Below are 19,982 nucleotides of genomic sequence, written 5' to 3'. Positions count from 1 at the left end.
GCGACAATCGCAATGGTCAGACTACGCATTTAGAATCGACGCCCCATCTTCACGCCCGGCATCTCGATGAACTTGAAGGTCAATGCCGCAGATGCAATCGTCAGAACGCAGCAGACGAGGGCGTAAGGCCAGCCAAACAGCCAGTTGGCTGTTAGCCCAACGGTCAACAGAGTTGTTGAGAGCCAGATCAGGAAGAGTTCATGCAATAGATAGATGCTGTATGATCGCTTGCCAATCCACAGGACTGGGCCCGATTGAAACCCAATTTTGTACAGGCGTGACAACATTCCCGAGTCTGAGTTCGGTTGAGAGCAGACCGAAAGCAAAACTGCGGTCCAGATCATCCACGGTAGCCATGCGCCCAATTCCAGCAAGTCAGTGCGGTACGCGAGGTGAAACGCGGACGGGCAGAAACCGACAAAGAGGACAAGCGTCACAAAGAACACCAATTCTCGTCTAAGAGGAATCTGAATCCAACGGTAGCAGTAATAGGACGCAACACCGCCAAAGAAGTACTCAAGATGCGATGAGAGAAACGAACCCATACGGTCAAACGGGAAGTAATTGAATCGGGCGACAATGATCAACGGAAAGAGCAGAATTGCGACGGGCAACAGGGCGCGACGGTACACGGCGAGCACGAACGGAGCGACACAATAGAATTGCCATTCCAAAGAAGTGCTCCAAGCAGGGCCGCACAACGCAGTTGATGAATAGGGTAGCCAAGACTCTGGAATCAATCCGTGTAGCAATGATGCGTGCGCGATAACGTGCTGCCCGAGATTCGTGCGGATGGACAATGACTGTTGGGATGGCTCGACGCTTTGCAGTTCTGTCTGAACCAGCAATGTGATAACGCCAAGCAGACAGGCAAAGTAAAACAGTGGCGCGATGCGAAAGAACCGTCGTGCGAAGAACGATTTCAGTGAAAATTGCGGAATGTCGATTACATTCGCAATGACGAACCCGCTAAGCAATACGAACACGTCGACCGCATACCCACCATGTCGAAGAACTTTCAAAAGTCCTGGTGTTGTTGCTGGGAAATTCAGGGCCACCATCAGATGACTGCCGAGGACCCACAGCGCAAGCCATGCTCGTAGCGCTTCGAACTCGGGGATCCAGGTTTTTGGTCTAACCTCTTGCTCGTGTGCTGGGTCGATTGCGGTTAGCGCGTCAGTCAGCTGATTCACCTAGACGACCAGCAGTTTTCGTGCCAGGGGGATTCCCTGCCGGTACATCAGGCTCCGAATCGGACCGGTGTAGTGCTTCACGGGCTGTGAAGCTCGAGGCTCCGCCGCGACATCGTACTCACTAGGAAGAAACTCGTGTCCAAAACGAGAACACGCCAATCCGATCAGCGTTTGTTCAATGCGGTGGGAGTGGCTAAAAATTTCGGGAAGCGATAGGAACTCCTCAAACCAATCAAGGTTGTAGGATTGTCGATGCATTAAACCCAGTCCCGAATTGACGAGTGGCTGAATCGGGAACTCAACTAGCTCCTTGCACTGATTAGAATCAATGCTATATCCATAGGTCCAATCTCGATTCAAGCTGTTGAGTTCATAGGTGGGATCGGCCAAACGCTTCAGAAGCTTTTCGGGTTCTGAAAAAAAGAGAATGTCACAGTCAAGTAAGAACAGCCGTTCGGACTCCAGGTGAGCTGCGAAATCAAAGACTTTCAATGAAAGCACATTGTGAGCACGCAGGTCACGGCACTTCGGGTAATTGGCTAATTGGCGTTCTGCGACTATATCCGCTTCGGTACGGCGAATCACCCTGGCATCTGGAAAGTGATGCCGAAAGGCGTTGATTCCGATTTCGGGAACCGAACCATCTTCATGGATACACAGTCGATAGCGACACTCACTCACTTTAAACAATGTCTTCAATGCCCAAGTGAGATCAAGCCAATCCGAATGGCAGGTCAGCACATGGATCTCGCACGTGTCATCGGTAAGCCCTGTCACCGGCGGCGAGTTCAAGATTCGCGGGCGAACCAAATCACGAAGATAGGCGGTGCGAAAGCCGTCACCAAACTTCCGCCGAAAAAGGTAGAGCAGTCGACCTATCATGGTTCTTTCGGTGCGAGAAATCGGCTGATCACCGATTGAACTAAACGGGATCGAACATCGGGAAGCAGTAGCCAACTAGGCGAATGCAGGAGGGACTGAAGTAGTGACAAGTCTGCATGCGGACTGTTGTCAGACCGAGTGTGGTACATGTCGTACTCTAGCTTGCGGCGAAGACGCCGTCGCAGCGTTGAGTCGATTGGGCAGGTCTGGTCATTCAGTTGGGCCATCACCGAACGCCGAATCTCGGCATTCGCTCGAGCAAAATCGCTTGACCGCTGTTTGTCGTGTCTTCGGAAGCGAATTAGGGTGTCAGGAATCAAAATGACTTTTGGGGCTAGTCGCAATACTCGAACCCAGAAATCGAAATCGAATGCTAAGCTATAAGATTCGTCGAATCCACCAACGCGATCAAATAGGGTTTTCCGGAAGAAAACTTCTGGCTGGACCCATTGTTTGCCGCTCCACCAAAACTTGTAGATGTCTAGAGCGTCTTCCAGTCGACCTATCTGTCCCCGATGGAATCCTGTCTTTTCTCCCTTGGCATCTATCCACTCGACCGCTCCAACTACAATTTCAGCTTCCTGGTTTTCGTTAAATGCTTGCAGGACTCGTTCTGCTGCATGTTTTGCAAGGCAGTCGTCTGAATTGAGATAGCTTACTATATCGCCTCCCATTGCCGCAAAGGCAAGGTTGAGGCCGTTTGCTTGGCTTTCATCCTTTTCCACAGAGATATGGTCTTCAGTTCCTAAGAACGTTCTAGCGATTTTTACGGAATCGTCCGTTGAGCAACTGTCCTGCATACGCCATTTGACGAACGGTCTATTTGTCTCGCAGCATATCGATGCCAACGTCTCTTCAATATATTTACCGCCATTTTTATTTGGGATCGCGAGTGTGATCATGATACGGAAATTCTCTTTGTCAGATATTAGACGCAATCAAGTCGTCTATCGCAGTTAGGATTGACCGGGCATTGTGATGCCATGTGTAATTCTCGATTGTTAGTTGACGCAATCTATTGCCTTGCTGTCTGGAGTCTTCGGTGTTCTTTGCGAACGTCTGAATTAACCTTGCAAGACCAGAGTGGTCGCCCAGTGGTACAATGTTTTGCTCAAAACCTGCCTCGGTTAGGATTTCGCGAACTTGCGGTTGCTCCGTGGAAACGACGGCAAGCCCTGATGCCATGTAGTCAAAAAGTTTCAAGGGAGAACCGTGCATTGCCGCGCCGTCTTTGTAGGCAATTATTCCGACCTGGGCTCCGGAAAGCCAGTTCGGTAGGTTGGAGTACGAAACCTGTCCATGGTAGTGAACATTCTTGGGCAGATTGTCTAAATCGCGAAACCCTGAGCCTATGATGTGAAAGTCCACATTGATGTCCCTGCAATTTACGAAATGCTGGGCTACTTTACGAATGGTTTCGTAGTCATGCCAGCTAATCTCGCCACTACCGATCCATACGACGTTGCACGAATCTGCGTAGTCTGCAATTCGGCGGCATGTCTTTGCATTGCTACCAAAACGATCTGGGTCTGATCCGTTAGGCACTACGATGCAATTCTCGAATCCAAGTTCTTTCAGGTAGTCGGCCATAGTTGCGGATACGCAAATTGATAGGTCGCAAAGCCTTGCCAATTGACGCCATTTCGCACGTTCTTCGGATATTTGAGACTTGGTTTTTCCGTTGAGTAACTCAAATTCGGGAACTGTATTCCATTCCCAGACTTGAGGTGCTGGGGCGATGCGTTGTTTCCACCTGGCTTTCCACCACAAGATTGAGTTAGGGATGGGGCCCTGTATCCTATGGTAGAAGACTTCCGTAGTGTTTAGTTCGATGAGTCTTTTAATACGTTTTCGTGAGTAGATATGGCAGCCAGGTCGCTGAATTCCGCCAAAACTCCAGATTTCGTGACCTAATTCACACGCTAAGTCGACAAACTGTCGAACGTGCGCACTTCCGCCGCCGGTGGACGTAAGGGAGTACGATGCGTTTAAAAATCCGATCTTCATTGTTGGCAAATCATTTCGCGTATGCGTTTTGCGGTGCTTGCGGTATCTATGCTCAAGTGACAGTTAGCTACCTTCGGTCGTAAAGCTTTTGTGTCACAAGCGCACGTGCATGCCCTGATAATCACGCTCGCAATGGGCTATCTATATTTTTGGGCAACCGCCTGTGGATGTCGGGGGCAGACCTTTGCTCTAGGTACCGCGGTAGTTCCACGTGTTTTGTATCTGATTAACGGTCTGTTCTCAGCCAAGGTCGTCGGTTTCTGTCTCTATCATTGGGCGTCTTCAGTTTGACACGCCATGATCAATTTGGCGTACGTCCAGTTTCTGAAGTTCGTTGCATTGAGACTAAACGCGACTTTAGAAAACCGTCGAGGCAATTGGTGGTAAGTGTCGCTCGACAATTGCTGGGTGGTTTCACAACGAACGCTTCAACGAATTATTGGAAGTTCTTGCGCCGCGAATGTTTCAGTCTCTTGTGTTGCTGTAGTCATGCCGTGCAAGTATCTCGGCTTCCTTCTTTCGATACAGACGAAATCTCCCCGGGTTGACTTTGTCCCTGTTTCTAAAATCATGCAATTGCAATCGCCTCGTTATTGTTATACCGCCATCATGCCGCAGCGAGACCGTCCAGGACCAGAGTCTAAAGTTCTCACCGTGGGAAGGCCGTTTCGCTTACTAACGCAATCATTGTCTTCGAAGTGATGGTGCATCAGATATTTCCTCCGTTTTCTTCCTGATTTCACTGGAAGTTGCTCCACTCGTGTGAGCAAAATTTCGCCTCGCAGTTCAAGAATTGCGAGGCGAAAAGATTTTCAGTTGGTTGTAGATGAAATGCGAACGAATGAACGATGGTGCGTAGAGCGATGGGAAATCGCTATGTTTGCACCGAGCTTGATGAAATCTAGCGAAATTCGACTTAGCTCAAGATATGCGGTTTCGCTTTCAACGCAACATCTGACAAAAAAGTCTTACTTTTCGCGGAATAGTGAGATTGGGATGTTGGTTTATGGATTCACCGCGGTCGCAATTGTACGCAGTGTCGTCGTGCTTATCTGCTCGTGGTCGCTAACGGAGGCCGGGGCACGGTTTCCGCTGGGCTTTCTGGAGCTTGATCGGATTTCAGCCGACTTTAGCCAATAGAGTCCTATAAGGTTATTGGTCTCCGCACCAGCGAGAAACGCTTTTCGTTTACGCCCAGTGTTCACGCGAATCTTAGCTTGCCGCTGCATTACTAGATGTGAATCATCCCATAGGTTTAGCCAAGGTTGTGATCGGGGCGAACTGGTGGGCAAATCTTCTAACCTACCGTCGTCAACGGAAGTCAGAGAAGATTGCATTTTCTGAAGATATCTTCGTGCCAGGAGCAATTTCCACTCGACGCCCCTTGAGCAATAGAAATGCTTTTAGTGAAAAAATGCAATTCTTCTGTTGCGTTCTTCTGTCGTTATGTTGCCGCGCCCCGCAGGAGAGCAGAACTGGATGCTTCATGACACTAGAGCGGAAGAGGCTGGGCGTCTCGTGTTTTACGTAGCGCCAGTTTGTCTTTCAACGACTGATTCTCATGATTCTGCCGCTATTATGATGGGCTGAGGCTTCTAACGTGAATGCATGCTTAGAAGTCCTCATGAAATCCGGTTAGTAGTCGAGTTTTCGATTGCAAATTCGCTGTCCTCGTCTCAGGTATCTTTATCGTTGCCTGAATCGACTAGTATTACAGCACCTTTTTCTAGCGAGAGAGTTTCACAACGCAAGGATGGATCGCTTTTCATCCATTTTTCAATCACCTCTTTCTCTGCATCTCGTTGCGTGTCATCCAAAAGAATTGTCGACCGGCTATGTAGTTTCGACTTGAGAAGGGGAAACGCAGGGAAACGAGCCTTGTATCCTAGTCGGTCTGCGCCAGGAGGGCCGTCGACAACCAAAAGGTCAATCTGATGAAGCGGGGTTAGGTCATTCAGCCGGTACCACGAATACGACTTGTCGTCGATGAAATGTTCGACGAGGGGCGCTAGAACTACGGTGCAGTAATCTGTAAGGCCGTGAGCAGCGATCAGAGACTTCGTTTTGTCATGAAATTCAGCGTCGTGTTCGAGGGAGTATACGTGTCCTCCGCCAAGCGTCTTTAAGCATTGGCCTATGATGAGTGTCGAGACGCCGCTTGATGCTTCTACAACTATTCGAGGTCTTCGCGAAAGCACAAGAAGCGACAATTCTTTGAGGAAATCAGGAGATGCTGCCCACCCGCGTGTCTGTGGAATCGGAAGCGACATAAGGGTAGAGAGAGAAATCAGTGCCTCAATTTGGCTAGTTTCGTTCTTCAGTGCCCTAGTGATCGTCCCCTCTAGTAGTGACACTCGCTCAATAGCCTGCAGGATTATATTTGCCTTGCGTCGCGTATATAGGTGTATTGAGACGACGCCAGCTGCAGACATCAACACAGTTATTATTGCAATGAACTCAATGAAGGTCATAAGTTGCCCGCTTTTCTAATTGACACGTTTGTTGATGAATAGGTTGACCCTTATGGGGTTAGGACGCATTGTGTTTCGTAGAAAATTCTGAAAGTGCTAGTTTTTTGTCGCCTTGTGCAAATATTTTGTCCCAAAATATCGCAAAATCACTTTCAATTGTATTGAGGTTGGCCTCTAGTTTGTGCGGCTTGCCTTTAAGGAACGTAATAATGTTTTGTTCTACTGTTTCGACGTAATCGAGGCAAACGGCAATCTGTTGATCCGGCGATGCTTGGCCCTCCATGATAATGTGATTTGCATAGGCTCGTATTATCCCTGAATCCCATCGATTGTTAAAGCTTCTAGCAACTTCCTGGGGGTCGCGACGAAGATGTACGTAATACGCTGAGTCTCCGTAGGTGCGTTCCAAGCGTCCTAGGTACCACGAGAGACGATTGTCTATTTCAATATGATTCGTTGGGTAACTAATACGGTCCGTTCCCCACATGTTAGACCTTGATTCATGTCCAGATGAAAAGTTTTTGATGTGGGAGCACGCTTTAGCAAATGCGACGGACCCGCATCGGCCAGTACAGAGAACAAAGATGTTCATTACAGATCCATTTGTGTTAATCGATACAGTTGCCAGGAGGTTTTGGAACTACCCAGTCAGCATTCACGAGATAGTGTCCTTTGTTTGCCGGGATAGGAGCGAATACTCCCTGTTCTGGTGAAAAAACGTTGAATGAGGTTGCCCTGGTCACGTGGGATACTTGCTGTCCTGATTCTGAGCATCCAATAGTTAGGTAATAAGTTCCAGGTGTTAGCGAGAGTTGCGGTATTGAGCATTGGACAACACCACTGTGTGGCAAAGAGGGAATACGTCCCAATTGGAATCCAGTTTGCAGGAACGCTATTCGTTCGCCGGTGGACGATTCAATGGCTACGCCAAAAGATGGGAGTTGGAGTGGATGCGTCGATGTGTATGCTATGTTTACTACCATCGCCGTTCCGGAACGAACAGACGTAAGTCGTGAATTGTGTTTATCGGTTAGGTATACAGAGCGAATCACTTGATCTTCGCACTCATAGAATCCGAGTTGTGCGTTGTGTGCATGTGACTGGTTAAGGTGTGCTTGGATGATTTCGGCGGTGTCGCCTTCTTGTTCCACTCCACCGTGAGAGAGAAGTATCAACCGATTGCACAACCTATCGATGGTTTCCATTCGATGGCTGACGAAAAGTACTGTTCTACCGGTGTTTACAATTTCCTTCATCTTTCCGATGCAGCGACTTTGAAACTCGGAGTCTCCAACCGCAAGTACTTCATCAACGATCAAGATTTCGCAATTTAGGTGTGCCGCGACCGCAAACCCGAGACGTACTATCATCCCGCTGCTATATCGTTTGGTTGGGGTGTCAAGGTATTTAGCACAGCCGCTGAAATCCACAATGGCGTCGAGTTGCGCGGTGATTTCCCGACGTCGCATGCCCAAAATGGCTCCATTCATATAGATGTTCTCACGACCAGTTAACTCTGGGTGAAACCCCGTCCCGACTTCCAGTAAGCTTGCAATTCGACCTTTCGTCTTAATGCATCCAGTAGTGGGAGCGGTAACGCGCGACAGCAATTTCAATAGGGTGCTTTTTCCCGCTCCGTTACGCCCAATTATGCCTAGAATTTCGCCTTGCGCAACCTCTAGGTTTATGTCCTTTAACGCCCAGACGTAGTCAGAAGAGTTTGCAAGTTTGGGAAGTCCATCAGCCAGTAGCGGCGAGTCAGGATTGTTTAGGTGTTTTTCGCTCGCCGGCACTCTTTTGGTGCGGTCGTTGACCTGTCCAACTTTCGCGTACGGGTCTTCTTTGCCTCTGATTTGATGCCACCAACGGTTGAAGTCATGGGAAATCGTTCCCGTTCCGACCGTTCCGAGGCGGTAGAGTTTAGACACGTTTTCAATGCGGATCGCTGCACTCATAAGGATAGTTTTGACGTAAGATAGCCAGAGAGCAAGTGAGACATCTATCTTTTGAAAGTTGTTGGAGGTGGCGGAAACGATGGTAGTGGTACACGCTGGGATTAGATGTTCACGCCGTGTCGGTAGGTCTCAACACTCGTCGATTAGACCGTATCCATAAACGTTTGTTCTGTCCGATTGAAAATGACGACGCCGGTGAACAAGACGATGATTGTGAACGCGGTGGTGTAGGCAAGGCCCGATAGGCTTGCTTGACCGGCGCCTAAGAATCCGTACTTAAACGCTTCGATGATGTGAGAGATTGGATTCCACCACAGAACCGCCTGGTACTTTTCACTGAGAGTGCTCATCGGATAGATGATGGGCGTTGCGTACATCGCCAGCTGCACTCCGAACGCCAGCAGGAACGTGAGGTCGCGATACTTAGTGGTCAGTGAGCTGAAAATGATGCCAAAACCGAGCCCTAGTCCCGCCATCATCAGCAACAAGAACGGCCCGGCGAGAATCCACGCATTGGGCTGAATGTCGGATCCGCGAACGAGAAAAAACACCCAAACGGCGAGGAACAGCGTCAACTGAATGACGAATTTGATCACGTTGCTGGAAACCACTGATAGCGGCACGATCAGCCTCGGAAAGTAGACTTTTCCGAAGATGTTCGCGTTGGCAACAAACGTGGTCGAGGTCTTGTTGAAACACTCGGCGAAGTAGTTCCACAGTGTAATACCGGAGAGGTAAAATAGCGGTGCCGGGATTCCGTCGGTGCTGATCTTTGCGATGTTCCCGAACACGATCACATAGACTAATGTCGTCATGATAGGCTGCACGAAGAACCAGATTGGTCCCAGGATGGTTTGTTTGTAAACGGTGACAATGTCACGCTTTACAAACATCATCAACAGGTCGCGGTAGTCCCAAAGGTCTTTGAAATTGATGTCGAGTAGGTGCCGCTTGGGTCTGATGACCAAATCCCAATAGGCGTCGTCCATCGGTTCTGCGGTCGAAGTCACGTCGGTGGGGTGCGGATTGGTTTTGATGTTGGACAAGTGTGTGAACGGCTTTGGAGATCAATTGAAATTGGTGGAAGCAATCGTGCGTGGCTAGCAGTCTTCGTGTTCATGGACTCGATCGAATGCTGCGACTGGAGCTAGTTCGTTTGAGCGGTTGAATTCGGTGAACAAGTTGACGTGACCTTGTTTACAAGTTTTTCAAACTTGACCAATGCGACGGGTTGGTCGTATTGGATTTCGGCCAGCTGGCGGGCGGTTGTGCCTTGCGACTCGCTTTGTGATTTCGATGCTTGGGCGACGGACTCGGCGATCTGTGCCGCGTCGCCGGGCGGGCAGACCCAGCCGATGTTGTGCTGGCGGATGGTGCGGGCTAGGTCGGTTTGTTCAGGAGCGATGGCGAGGACCGGGCGGCCTGCCGCGAGGATGCCGTACAGCTTGCTGGGGCAAAGGCAACCGGTGATGTTCTCGTGCATGCTGACGACGTGCAGGTCGGCAGCGGAGAGTGATTCGGCGAGTTGTTCGCGGGGGACATAGGGGAGGAACTGAACGCGGGGCGTCGTTTTGCTTTTGGCTATTAGCTGATAGCTATTAGCTTTTAGCTCTTCGGGTTGTTGGTTTTCGGAAGACGCCCTCCCCTCGCTTTGCTCGACCCTCCCAGAGGGAGGGTGAAGATTGGATGAAGGATCACAACCGTGGCTAGCGCCAAAACGGCTCACTTTGTCCGTCGGGGGGTGGGCGGCTTGTTGTTGGAGTTGCTGTTTGGCGGCTCCGTCGCCGACTAAGAGCAGGATCGCGTTCTCGGGCCAGGCGGGGTGGTTTGTGGCGGCGATGAGGACGTCAAGTCGCTGGGTTAGCCCCATGTTGCCGGAATGCATGACGACAAACTTGCCGTCGAGGTTCCATTGTTGCCGAAGCTTGTTGTCTTTGTGGTCAATGGGCTGGATCGCGGTGCAGTCGGCCCAGTTGGGGATGATCTCAATCCTGGACGCGTCGAGGGACCAGGGTGGATTGGACAGGCGGTCTTTCATGCACGAACCCAACACGATGACTCGGTCAGCTTGTTGGTAGGCATGGCGAAGTTGCCGTCGAATGCGGCTGGTCACCATTCCTGGCTTAGCTTTGCCGATCGCTTCGGCAACGTCGGGATAGATGTCTTGTAAGTAGGCGATGTATCGGGCACCAACCGCTTTGGCGTGATTGGCGACCACGGGGGGCAATAGAAACGGATCGGTTTCATGGATGAAAACATCCGCCTGCATCCCCGTTTGGCGCAGGTACCGTTTCGTTGCTCGCGTGAACGATAAAAGATTCAGTAACCGGCCGGCCGGAAAACGCTTGGGCAGTTGGGCATGGGCGAGGCGGTGGATCGTGACCCCGTTTTGCTCTTCGGTCCCGGTCTTCCGGTAGTCTTCGCCTGCCTTGGGACTGTTGGGTTGGCCGCAGATCACATGGACTTCATGGCCACCCACGGCCAAGTGCTCACAAAGATCGGTCAGCAGTTGGCCGGTGGCCTCAGTGTCGGGCCAATAGCAACGATTTAGGAAGACGAGTTTGGACAGGATATTCGTAAATCGGCGCGGACTTCGTCCACTTGGGTGACACTGCATCCTTGCGAAAAATCGCAGGGGTGACACTTTCGGCGGGGATTTATATCAATGGAAAGCATGCAAACGAGTCGACCCATTGGACCTCTTTGCGTGCGTTCCCCAAGCATCGCTCGCAGAAGTGTAATTAGCAATGCTTACAAAGTGAGAATGCTGCGGTTCGTCTTCGCCAGGGCGTCTGGCTATCGCATTCGCTGCAATCGGACGGGGGGCGGCGAGTTGCCGGTTGCGAGAGACGGAGAGACGGAGAGACGGAGAGACGGGGAGATGGGGAGATGGGGAGATGGGGAGATGGGGAGATGGGGAGATGGGGAGATGGGGAGATGGGGAGATGGGTGAGTGGTTCGTTGGAGTCTGGCGGCCTGTGCCATTGGGCTAGATGGAGCTTGCGACTCTTTTTAAGTATTCGCCGTAGTCGTTGCGGTAGGAGCTTGCTAGCGTCTTTAGTTGTAACTTGGTGATAAAGCCTTGCTCGTAGGCGATTTCTTCGAGGCAGGCGATCTTGAGGCCTTGGCGTTTTTCGACTGCCGCGACAAAGTTGCAGGCATCTAGCAGGCTATCTTTGGTGCCGGTATCGAGCCAAGCGAAACCGCGGCTGAACAATTCGACGTGCAGGTCGCCTCGCTGGAGGTAGGCGTCGTTGACTGCAGTGATCTCGAGTTCGCCTCGTGACGATAGTTTTAGGTTGGCGGCAATCTCGACGACGTCGTTGTCGTAGAAGTACAGGCCGGGGACAGCGTAGTTGGATTTGGGCTGTTTCGGCTTTTCTTCGATGCTGACCGCCTTGCCTTCATTGTCGAATTCAACGACACCATAGGCGGTCGGGTCGGTGACGCGATATCCAAAGACAGTAGCACCTGCGGATTTTTCGTTGGCGTTGGTCAGGATCTTACGAAAACCTTGGCCGTAGAAGATGTTGTCACCCAGGACCAATGCGACTTGTTCGTCGCCAATGAAGTCGGCTCCGATGATGAAGGCCTGAGCGAGTCCTTCGGGCTTGGGTTGTTCCGCGTAGGTGAACTTCAGTCCGAGGTCGCTGCCGTCACCGAAGAGTCGTTCGAATGCTGTTAGGTCATGTGGTGTGGAGATGATCAGGATGTCTTTGATACCCGCCAGCATCAGCGTGCTGAGCGGATAGTAGATCATGGGCTTGTCGTAGACCGGTATCAGCTGCTTGCTGACTGCGCGGGTGATTGGGTGTAGACGAGTGCCGGAACCACCGGCGAGGATGATGCCCTTACGATGCGGAGCATCGGACGGTAGCGGCGAGTTGTTAGTTGCGAGTTGAGAAGTAGGCATGGGAGCGAGAGGTGAAATGCGATCAGCGTTGCCTAGTCTGCATCGCTCGTGCTGAGGTGGTTGCAGTCCAGGCTTTAGCCGATTGGGAGTGTTGGTTTCTGGTCGTTTGCGGCTAGCCGTCCGCGACAGCTTGGGTTTCGGTGAGTGCAGAGTAGAACGATTGTCCCCAATCGTTTGGTGCCGAATTGTTTGGTGGTGCTAATAGAGCTGAACCCAAACAGCTGGGACAGCTGTTCTACTCTTGTTGGTTACGTGTTGGGCAGGCTGAAGCCTGGACTCCAACGGGGGTTACTTACCGGTTTCGGCTTTCCAGTTTTGTAGTGAATACGTGATTGCTTCTTTGACGTTTCGCATTTTGATTCCGGTGGCCAGCAGCTTGCTGTTATCCATCACGCAATTGGAACGCGGGGTCTTAGCGGCGATCCGCATGAACTCCGCTTCGCTTTCGAAGAAGTCATACTTCTTTTCGAGTAGTAGATGTTTCCGAATCAGTTCGGTTACTTGCTTCGTTGTGACGCTGCCGGTGTTGGTGACGTTGTAGGTGCCGAATGGGATTCGTCGCGTCCAGCAAGCGAGGCAGGCGGAGACGAATTCATCGAGGTGTGAGATGGAGTTTTCGGCTTGAAGTAACCGTTTGTACTTCATCACCTTGGCTAGATAATTCCGTTGATTGGCTTCGTGATTGAAAGGGATTCGCAATCGCCATATATAAGTGTTTTCGGCGTCGGCCAAGACTTCTTCGCCTAACGCCTTGCAGCCGGAATACCAGCTGCAGTTGTTGGTCCGGAACGAGAAGTTTGGCGGGTCGGTTTCAGTGAAGCCTGCTCCGTCGTCACGTCGCCCGGTGTAGATGCAACCGGATGACACTTGTCCCCACGGGATCGATGCATTCTCACACGCATTACGAAGTGTGCCGGGGAGGACCGCGTTGCCATCGAGGCATTCGGACTTGTGAAGTTCACATGCATCGACGTTGGGCTTGCCGGTGTAGCCGGCCGCGTTGATGAGGAAGTCCGCTTTTGATTCGGCAATCAGACGTGAGATTTGATCGTAGTCGGTGTAGTCACATTCCGAGCGAGACACGGATCGATATTCCGTGCCGTTGAGGCTGAGTTGTTTTCGGAATGCGGTTCCGACGTAGCCGGTGCCGCCTAGGAGAAGAATCAAATTTTGATAGCGGGAAAGTAGGAGGTGGCTGGGCCAGGCATTTCTTGGGACGAACGTCGTGAGGGCGTATCGCTAGTTTAACGTTGAGGTGGTGTGTATTCAGTGCTGGGCCCTCACCCTCGCATCCGCCTGGACGGCTTTGCTCGACCTCTCCCTGCTTCGCCGGGAGAGGTTGTGGGGTGGTTGTGGGCTGTTCTCTGTTGCTGGCTGCTAGCTAGTTGCTAACGGCTAATTGCTTTTTGTTACGCGTTGGGCAATTGAAGCCTGGGCTCCAACGGGGGTGGGTTTAGGGTTGGAGTGCAGGCTTTAGCCGCTTTGGGGTGCTGGCTGCTGGTGGTTTGCGGCGGCTCGGATTTTGGTGAGTGCAGAGTAGAACGATTGTCCTCAATCGTTTGGAGGCCGCACTGTTTGATGGTGGTGCTATAAGGGCTGTACCCAAACAGCTGGGACAGCTGTTCTACTCTTGTCGGTTACACGCTGGGCGGCTATGGCCTGTACTCCAACGGGTGCTGGGAGGTTGGGGGGGACTTCTAGTGTCTCGCTACTCGACTCCGAGCCGGTTGAGTTGGTAGTCGCCCGATAGGATGTCTTGCCACCAAGTCTGGTTGTCTAAGTACCACTGCACGGTTTTGCGGAAGCCACTTTGGAAATCCTCTTTGGGTTCCCAGCCTAGCTCACGTTGGATCTTGCTGGCGTCGATCGCGTAGCGGAGGTCGTGGCCGGGGCGGTCGGTGACGAACTCAATCCTGGACTCGTGCGGTTGGCCATTGCTATTTGGCCGGGACTCATCAAGCAAACTGCACAACATCTTGACGAGCTCCAGGTTCGTGCGTTCGTTGTTGCCGCCGATGTTGTATGTCTCGCCGGGGGTGCCTTTTTGGACAACCGTCAACAGGGCTCGGCAGTGATCGTCGACATACAACCAGTCACGGATGTTCTCACCTTTGCCGTATACGGGGATCGATTCGCCTCGCAGGCATTTCAGGATCACGACGGGGATCAGCTTTTCCGGGAACTGATACGGGCCGTAGTTGTTGCTGCAGTTGGTAACCAGGACGGGGAGGCCGTAGGTATCGGCCCAGGACCGGGCGAGGTGATCCGACGATGCTTTACTGGCGGAATACGGTGAGTGGGGATCGTAGGGAGTCGTCTCGGTGAACTGGCCGGTTGCGCCGAGACTGCCGTAGACTTCGTCGGTCGACACGTGCAGGAACCGGAATGTTTCAGCTTGTTCGGATGGCAACGAACGGTAGTGTTGCAGGCTGGCTTGCAACAGATTGAATGTGCCAATGACGTTCGTTTGGATGAACTGGCCTGGACCGTCGATGCTGCGGTCAACGTGACTCTCGGCTGCCAGGTGCATCACTGCATCGGGCTGAAATTCGCTGATGGTTTGTTGGACCGCATCCGCGTCGGTGATGTCGACTTGCGCAAATCGATAGTTGGCGTTGTCTTCGACGTCGCTGAGTGATGCGAGGTTGCCAGCGTAGGTGAGCGCGTCGACGTTGAGGACTTGGTGACCTTCGCTGAGGGCCAAGCGAACGAGGTTGCTGCCGATGAAGCCGGCACCGCCGGTGATGAGTAGCTTTCTGGGTAGTGGCATGGGAATTTATTGGGCCTTCGTCCGTTGGAGTCCAGGCTTTAGCCGATTCTTCTTAGGGCGATAGCGGGTTGCTGATTATGGCGCCGGCTTGGCAGGCTGAAGCCTGGACTCCAACTTGGTTAGGCTTTGAGGACTTTGGTTTCCTGGATTTCGATCGGCAGGGACGCGGTGGCGTTGCGGGTGTCGACGATGTACTTCGACCAGCTCGCGAGTTCGTTGATGTCGAGGCATTCATGCCAAGTGGAAATCAATACGAGATCGAAGTCGGCGATGGTTTCTTGGTTCCAGGCGACACTCGGAGTGCCAGCCCAGTGCGAGTGTTCACGCGACGGTCGAATGACAGGCACGTAGGGATCGTGGTAGCTAACGTCCGCGCCTTGCGCGGTCAGCCGTTCCATCAATTCGTACGACGGTGATTCGCGGTCGTCGTCGACGTTGGGTTTGTAGGCGAGGCCTATGAGTAGAATTTTGCTGCCGTTGACGGACTTTTTCTGTTCATTGAGTGCGTCGGCACAACGACGTACCACGTGAGCGGGCATTGCTCGGTTGATCTCGCCGGCGAGTTCAATGAAGCGAGTGTGAACACCGAACTCCCGTGCTTTCCAGGTCAGATAGAACGGATCAATAGGAATGCAGTGACCGCCAAGGCCTGGGCCCGGGTAAAACGCCTTGAAGCCGAACGGCTTCGTGCTGGCCGCTTGAATGACTTCCCAAATGTCGATGCCCATTTCGTCGGCGACGACTTTCAGTTCGTTGACTAGGCCGATGTTGACGCTGCGATAGATGTTTTCCAGTAGTTTGGTGAGTTCAGCAACCTTGGTGCAACTAACCGGGACGACTTGGTCGAAGACGCTGCCGTAGAGTGCTTTGCCGGCTTCGAGGCACGCGGGCGTGTGACCGCCGACCACTTTGGGAATGTTGGTCGCGGCGAACTCCGGGTTGCCTGGGTCTTCGCGTTCGGGTGAGTAGACAACGAAGATGTCTTTCCCTACTTCGAAGCCCGCATTCTCGATTCGGGACACCAGCTCTTCTTCGGTGGTGCCAGGATAGGTTGTGCTTTCCAGGCTAATCGTCTGGCCGGCCCGCATATGCGGCAGGATCGCTTCGATGGTACTGACTACGTACGACAGATCCGGCTCGAAGTGTTGGTCCAGCGGAGTGGGAACGCACAGGATGATGGCGTCGACTTCGCGGAGTTGTTTGAAGTCCGTGGTCGCAGCCAATTTGCCAGATGCAACCTGAGCCGCGATCGTATCAGCGGGGATGTGCTTGATGTAGCTTCTGCCGCTGTTGATCGACGTGGTTTTGGCTTCGTCGATGTCGAAGCCGACTGTGTTGTAGCCGCCATTTGAATAGGCGAGTGCGAGCGGAAGGCCAACGTAGCCTAAGCCGACGACGCTGATCGTTGCGGACTTGTCTTGGATCTTGCTGGCGAAGTCAGAGCTCATTGGAATGCTAGTTGGCAAAGAGGGAGATCAAGGTGCAGATGAGGGCTTCGTCTTGGAGCGGCAGCATCTAGGTATTGCGATATCCGGAAGTGCTGCGGTCAGCGCGGACTTCGTCCCCTTGGGTGACACATTGAGATTCGAAATCTCAGTGCGCTACCGTCTTCGTTGCTGTCGTCAGAAGAGTTGGTGATGAGGTACTTCGCCAAATCAAGTTTCGGGTTTGACCGAAGTGGCGAGGCGTAGCGATGCTTCACGCTATTTTGAATTCAGAGCTAGGTGGAACCGCTGGCTGCTAGCCGTTTGGGGGCCATTCTGAAATGCAATGTTGTTGAAACACTCGCTGCAAAACGCTTGTTTCCGATAGGAAGATGGCCGCTTTGCAGGAACCAAAGCATCATTCAAAGGAGGTGCCTTTGCAATGACCGCGTTCGGCAAATTGCGCTCGTCGCGAAGATGTCGCGGTGCGGTTGAACTAATCGTTTCAACCGTTCGGGAAGACAGAAGGAACCCGGGGGGGAGAAGATTGAATGCGTTTGAGGGCTATAGCAATGGTGTGCAGCGGTTCTGAGCTATCGGCTTTGGTGATTCAGGGGTAGGCCCTCACCCTCGCATTTGCCTGAACGGCTTTGCTCGACCTCTCCCTGCTTCGCCGGGAGAGGTTGATTTAGCTGGTTGTTGCGTTTGCACGCAACCTTAAAGAACCCCTCCCCCTGGGAGGGGTCGAGCGAAGCGAGGGGGAGGGCGTGTCGCTGGATTGCTATTGTGTTGGTGGGGATTTAGTGCTGGGCCCTCACCCTCGCATGGACGGCTTTGCTCGACCTCTCCCCGCTTCGCCGGGAGAGGTTGATTTAGCTGGTTGTTGCGTTTGCACGCAACCTTAAAGAATCCCTCCTCCTGGGGGGGCGAGCAAAGCGAGGGGGAGGGCGTGTCTCTAGTTTGCTGTTGTGTTGGTGGGGATTCAGTGCTGGGCCCTCACCCTCACATTCGCCTGGACGGCTCTGCTCGACCTCTCCCCGCTTCGCCGGGAGAGGTTGGGAATGCAGTTCAACGCAATCTACTGGGGGCCGCTTGTGCCCGTCTGCTAGAGATGAAGGATGTCGTTAGCGAAGACGAAGATCATCAGGGCTAGCAGGGCTAGGACACCGGCGAAGGTGAGACGCATTTCCAAGGCCTCGTCGACTCGTTTGCCTCGGATGGCTTCGGCGATTAGGAACATCATGTGGCCGCCGTCGAGGGCGGGGATTGGTAGGAAGTTCAAGATCGCGAGGTTCATGCTGAGCATGGTAAGGAACAGCAACTGGGCGGAGATGCCTCGTTCGGCTTCGTAGCTGGCCATTTGGGCGATACGGATGGGGCCGCCCAGGAACTTGGGTTGGACCTTGCCGGTCACCAACATGCCCAGGAATCGACCGACGTTGCCGAGACGGCGGACGCCTTCACGCCAGCCTAGTGCAAGTGCTCCGGAGAACGAGTCGGCAGTTTGGATCGCGTCGACGGATGCGAAATTGATCCCGCGGTCGTACCAGAATCGATCTGATTGGCGAATCGACAGCGTTGCTTCGACGATCGCGCCTTCGGGTGGGCGAGTGCCTTTGACGATGACTTCGGTGCCGATTGGCAGGACCTGGATCGTTTCCATTAGGACGCCCAGTGGCATCGATGGTCCAAGTTCCCAGCCCTTGGTCAGCAGCTTGATCGTTTCTTCACCGAGTGACTCAGCCAACGATTCACGCGATTTGGCGTCGGGGAAGCGGATTCGCACTTCCCGAATCACGTCGCCGACCTGAAGTTTGCTTTTCGTGGTACTAGACGCGGTAGCTGTTTTGGAATCGCTGGTCGCGTCTGAATTTCCTTCGCTGGCGGAAGTTCCGCTAGCGGGTTGCAAACTGACGTCTTGATCGGCGTTTGAATCCGTCAGAGCATGGATCATAGCTGTCGGTGCGTAGGCCAAGCCAAGAGCTTGAATCCCCATCGTGTCACCGAGTTCGGATACGGGTGATTTGGTTTGGACGGCTTGGGTGGGGACGACCGAAAGTGTTTTCTCGACGGCGTCGTCGCCGGTGCCTCGGCGAACTTTCAGCTCGACTGCTTCGCCAGGAGTCCAGTTTCGCAGCAGCATCGAATACGCGTCGAGGTCATCGTCGCCGTCGACCGATAGGATCGTGTCGCCGACCTTCATACCGGCTTGGTCAGCAGGGCCGCCTTTGATCAAGGCGTTGATTTCACCGATCGCGAAACGCAGACCGAAGTCTTTTTCGGGTTGCGGGACGAGCGTGATCGTCCGTTGGTCTCCGCTGGCGGTTACCAGCGTCATCTCGATCGGCTTGGTCGGTGAGCTGACAATTTCGCTGAGAACCGGAGTGATCGGCATCAATGCGGTTTCGTCGAGCGACTTGCCGTTGAACGCAATGATTTCCGCTGCCGAATCTTCGTCGGTCAGCACCTTCGCTGCCGAACTGTTGGGCATCGCAAACAACTTCGGAGTCAGCTTCGTGCCGGTGGGGCCGTGGATCCCGATCAGCCGCAGGCTTGGCTCGAGCGGGTGCGATTGCGGGGTGAGTTGGTAGTTGCGCGTCTCGGAACCATAAGAAAGCCGCACATCAATGGGCTCTTCAGGGGTGTCCATGCCCTCGGTCATGATCGCCAGCTTCATCTCGTTAAAGTGAAGTTGGTCGTCATCGGGTAGGTCCGCGACCGAGACGACCTGGCCGCCCGGTTCAATTCCAGCTTCCCAAGCGGGGCCGCCTGGAGTCACGCCGCCGACAATGGCGGGGGTGTACGGAACGCCGTAGAAATAGGCGATCGCGGCGAACAGGACGCCCGTGATCACGTTCATGACCACACCCGCACTGATGATGATCATCCGCTGCCAGACGGTTTTAGCAGGATAGCTGCGTGGATCCAGAGCGGGCTCGGCTGGGTTTTCATCGCCGGATTCCTGCGCCAACCGGATCCGTTTGGCCTCTTCTTCCGCTTTCCGGGGATCATCGTCCTGGCCCAGCATTTTGACGTAGCCGCCCAGTGGGATGATTCCGATTCCGTATTCGGTTTCGCCGTAGGTGAATTTGCCGAGTGTGCGAGGGAACTTGATCGGCCCAATTTGAATCGGCACGTCAAAACCGATGTAGAACTTCTCGCATTTCACGCCAAAGAGCTTGGCGGCCAGAAAGTGACCGAGCTCGTGAACGAAGATCACCAAGCCGATGCCGAGGGCCACTTTGGTCCACAGCCACGTCGAAGTCAGCAACGCGAAAAGTGCACTGGGCTCTTCCGTCGCGGCCAAAAGCATGGAAACGTAAGAGGTATCAAACAACGATGACATGAATCGTGAAGAATTTGGGGG

The 19,982-nt window shown here is 53.0% G+C and carries 14 protein-coding genes; all 14 read right to left on the bottom strand.

Annotated elements, in window-relative coordinates:
• Positions 1-29 precede the first annotated feature (29 nt).
• The 14 genes from ACR3ZL_RS16325 to ACR3ZL_RS16260 all read right to left on the bottom strand — a co-directional run bounded on the left by ACR3ZL_RS16325 (position 30) and on the right by ACR3ZL_RS16260 (position 19,961).
• Positions 30-1,193: an acyltransferase family protein gene (locus tag ACR3ZL_RS16325; RefSeq protein WP_473652056.1), complete on the bottom strand. Its 1,164-nt coding sequence runs from the start codon at positions 1,191-1,193 to the stop codon at positions 30-32.
• Positions 1,194-2,075 carry a hypothetical protein gene (locus ACR3ZL_RS16320; RefSeq protein ID WP_473652057.1) on the bottom strand — a complete coding sequence of 294 codons (882 nt, stop codon included), beginning with the start codon at positions 2,073-2,075 and terminating at the stop codon, positions 1,194-1,196.
• Positions 2,072-2,977, bottom strand: a complete 906-nt coding sequence (locus tag ACR3ZL_RS16315; protein WP_473652058.1) for a glycosyltransferase — start codon at positions 2,975-2,977, stop codon at positions 2,072-2,074. The genes ACR3ZL_RS16320 and ACR3ZL_RS16315 overlap by 4 nt, the downstream gene beginning before the upstream one ends.
• A 19-nt stretch (positions 2,978-2,996) precedes the next feature.
• Positions 2,997-3,845 carry a glycosyltransferase family protein gene (locus tag ACR3ZL_RS16310; RefSeq protein ID WP_473652059.1) on the bottom strand — a complete coding sequence of 283 codons (849 nt, stop codon included), beginning with the start codon at positions 3,843-3,845 and terminating at the stop codon, positions 2,997-2,999.
• Between the two features lie 1,913 nt (positions 3,846-5,758).
• Positions 5,759-6,352, bottom strand: coding sequence for a class I SAM-dependent methyltransferase (locus ACR3ZL_RS16305; RefSeq protein WP_473652060.1), 594 nt, complete (start codon positions 6,350-6,352; stop codon positions 5,759-5,761).
• A gap of 259 nt (positions 6,353-6,611) precedes the next feature.
• On the bottom strand, positions 6,612-6,962 hold the full coding sequence (locus tag ACR3ZL_RS16300) for a hypothetical protein (protein WP_486172783.1): 351 nt from the start codon (positions 6,960-6,962) through the stop codon (positions 6,612-6,614).
• 199 nt (positions 6,963-7,161) lie between these two features.
• On the bottom strand, positions 7,162-8,508 hold the full coding sequence (locus ACR3ZL_RS16295; RefSeq protein WP_473652062.1) for an ABC transporter ATP-binding protein: 1,347 nt from the start codon (positions 8,506-8,508) through the stop codon (positions 7,162-7,164).
• A 143-nt stretch (positions 8,509-8,651) separates the two neighbouring features.
• Positions 8,652-9,554, bottom strand: a complete 903-nt coding sequence (locus ACR3ZL_RS16290; protein ID WP_473652063.1) for an ABC transporter permease — start codon at positions 9,552-9,554, stop codon at positions 8,652-8,654.
• Positions 9,555-9,655: 101 nt separating this feature from the next.
• Positions 9,656-11,125: a glycosyltransferase family 4 protein gene (locus ACR3ZL_RS16285; RefSeq protein ID WP_473652064.1), complete on the bottom strand. Its 1,470-nt coding sequence runs from the start codon at positions 11,123-11,125 to the stop codon at positions 9,656-9,658.
• Between the two features lie 372 nt (positions 11,126-11,497).
• The gene (rfbA, locus tag ACR3ZL_RS16280; protein ID WP_473652065.1) at positions 11,498-12,421 is read right to left on the bottom strand and encodes a glucose-1-phosphate thymidylyltransferase RfbA; all 924 of its coding nucleotides are present in this window, start codon (positions 12,419-12,421) and stop codon (positions 11,498-11,500) included.
• A gap of 288 nt (positions 12,422-12,709) precedes the next feature.
• A complete protein-coding gene (locus tag ACR3ZL_RS16275; protein ID WP_473652066.1) occupies positions 12,710-13,588 on the bottom strand; it encodes an SDR family oxidoreductase in 879 nt (292 codons plus the stop codon).
• Between the two features lie 541 nt (positions 13,589-14,129).
• A complete protein-coding gene (gene rfbB / locus ACR3ZL_RS16270; protein ID WP_473652067.1) occupies positions 14,130-15,191 on the bottom strand; it encodes a dTDP-glucose 4,6-dehydratase in 1,062 nt (353 codons plus the stop codon).
• 119 nt (positions 15,192-15,310) lie between these two features.
• Positions 15,311-16,639 (bottom strand): nucleotide sugar dehydrogenase, encoded by a 1,329-nt coding sequence (locus ACR3ZL_RS16265; protein WP_473652068.1) that lies wholly within the window; start codon positions 16,637-16,639, stop codon positions 15,311-15,313.
• 1,081 nt (positions 16,640-17,720) lie between these two features.
• Entirely contained in the window at positions 17,721-19,961 is a 2,241-nt protein-coding gene (locus ACR3ZL_RS16260; RefSeq protein WP_473652069.1) for a site-2 protease family protein, read from the bottom strand.
• Positions 19,962-19,982 lie beyond the last annotated feature (21 nt).

The sequence above is a fragment of the Rhodopirellula sp. J20-39 genome (assembly GCF_057365095.1).
This window is presented reverse-complemented; position numbering and strand designations above follow the sequence as displayed.

Coding starts and splice junctions, on each gene's coding strand:
- ACR3ZL_RS16320 (WP_473652057.1), bottom strand. CDS start 2,075: ATGATAGGTCGACTGCTCTACCTTTTTCGGCGGAAGTTTGGTGACGGC.
- ACR3ZL_RS16315 (WP_473652058.1), bottom strand. CDS start 2,977: ATGATCACACTCGCGATCCCAAATAAAAATGGCGGTAAATATATTGAA.
- ACR3ZL_RS16305 (WP_473652060.1), bottom strand. CDS start 6,352: ATGTCGCTTCCGATTCCACAGACACGCGGGTGGGCAGCATCTCCTGAT.
- ACR3ZL_RS16295 (WP_473652062.1), bottom strand. CDS start 8,508: ATGAGTGCAGCGATCCGCATTGAAAACGTGTCTAAACTCTACCGCCTC.
- ACR3ZL_RS16285 (WP_473652064.1), bottom strand. CDS start 11,125: ATGCAGTGTCACCCAAGTGGACGAAGTCCGCGCCGATTTACGAATATC.
- rfbA (WP_473652065.1), bottom strand. CDS start 12,421: ATGCCTACTTCTCAACTCGCAACTAACAACTCGCCGCTACCGTCCGAT.
- rfbB (WP_473652067.1), bottom strand. CDS start 15,191: ATGCCACTACCCAGAAAGCTACTCATCACCGGCGGTGCCGGCTTCATC.
- ACR3ZL_RS16265 (WP_473652068.1), bottom strand. CDS start 16,639: ATGAGCTCTGACTTCGCCAGCAAGATCCAAGACAAGTCCGCAACGATC.
- ACR3ZL_RS16260 (WP_473652069.1), bottom strand. CDS start 19,961: ATGTCATCGTTGTTTGATACCTCTTACGTTTCCATGCTTTTGGCCGCG.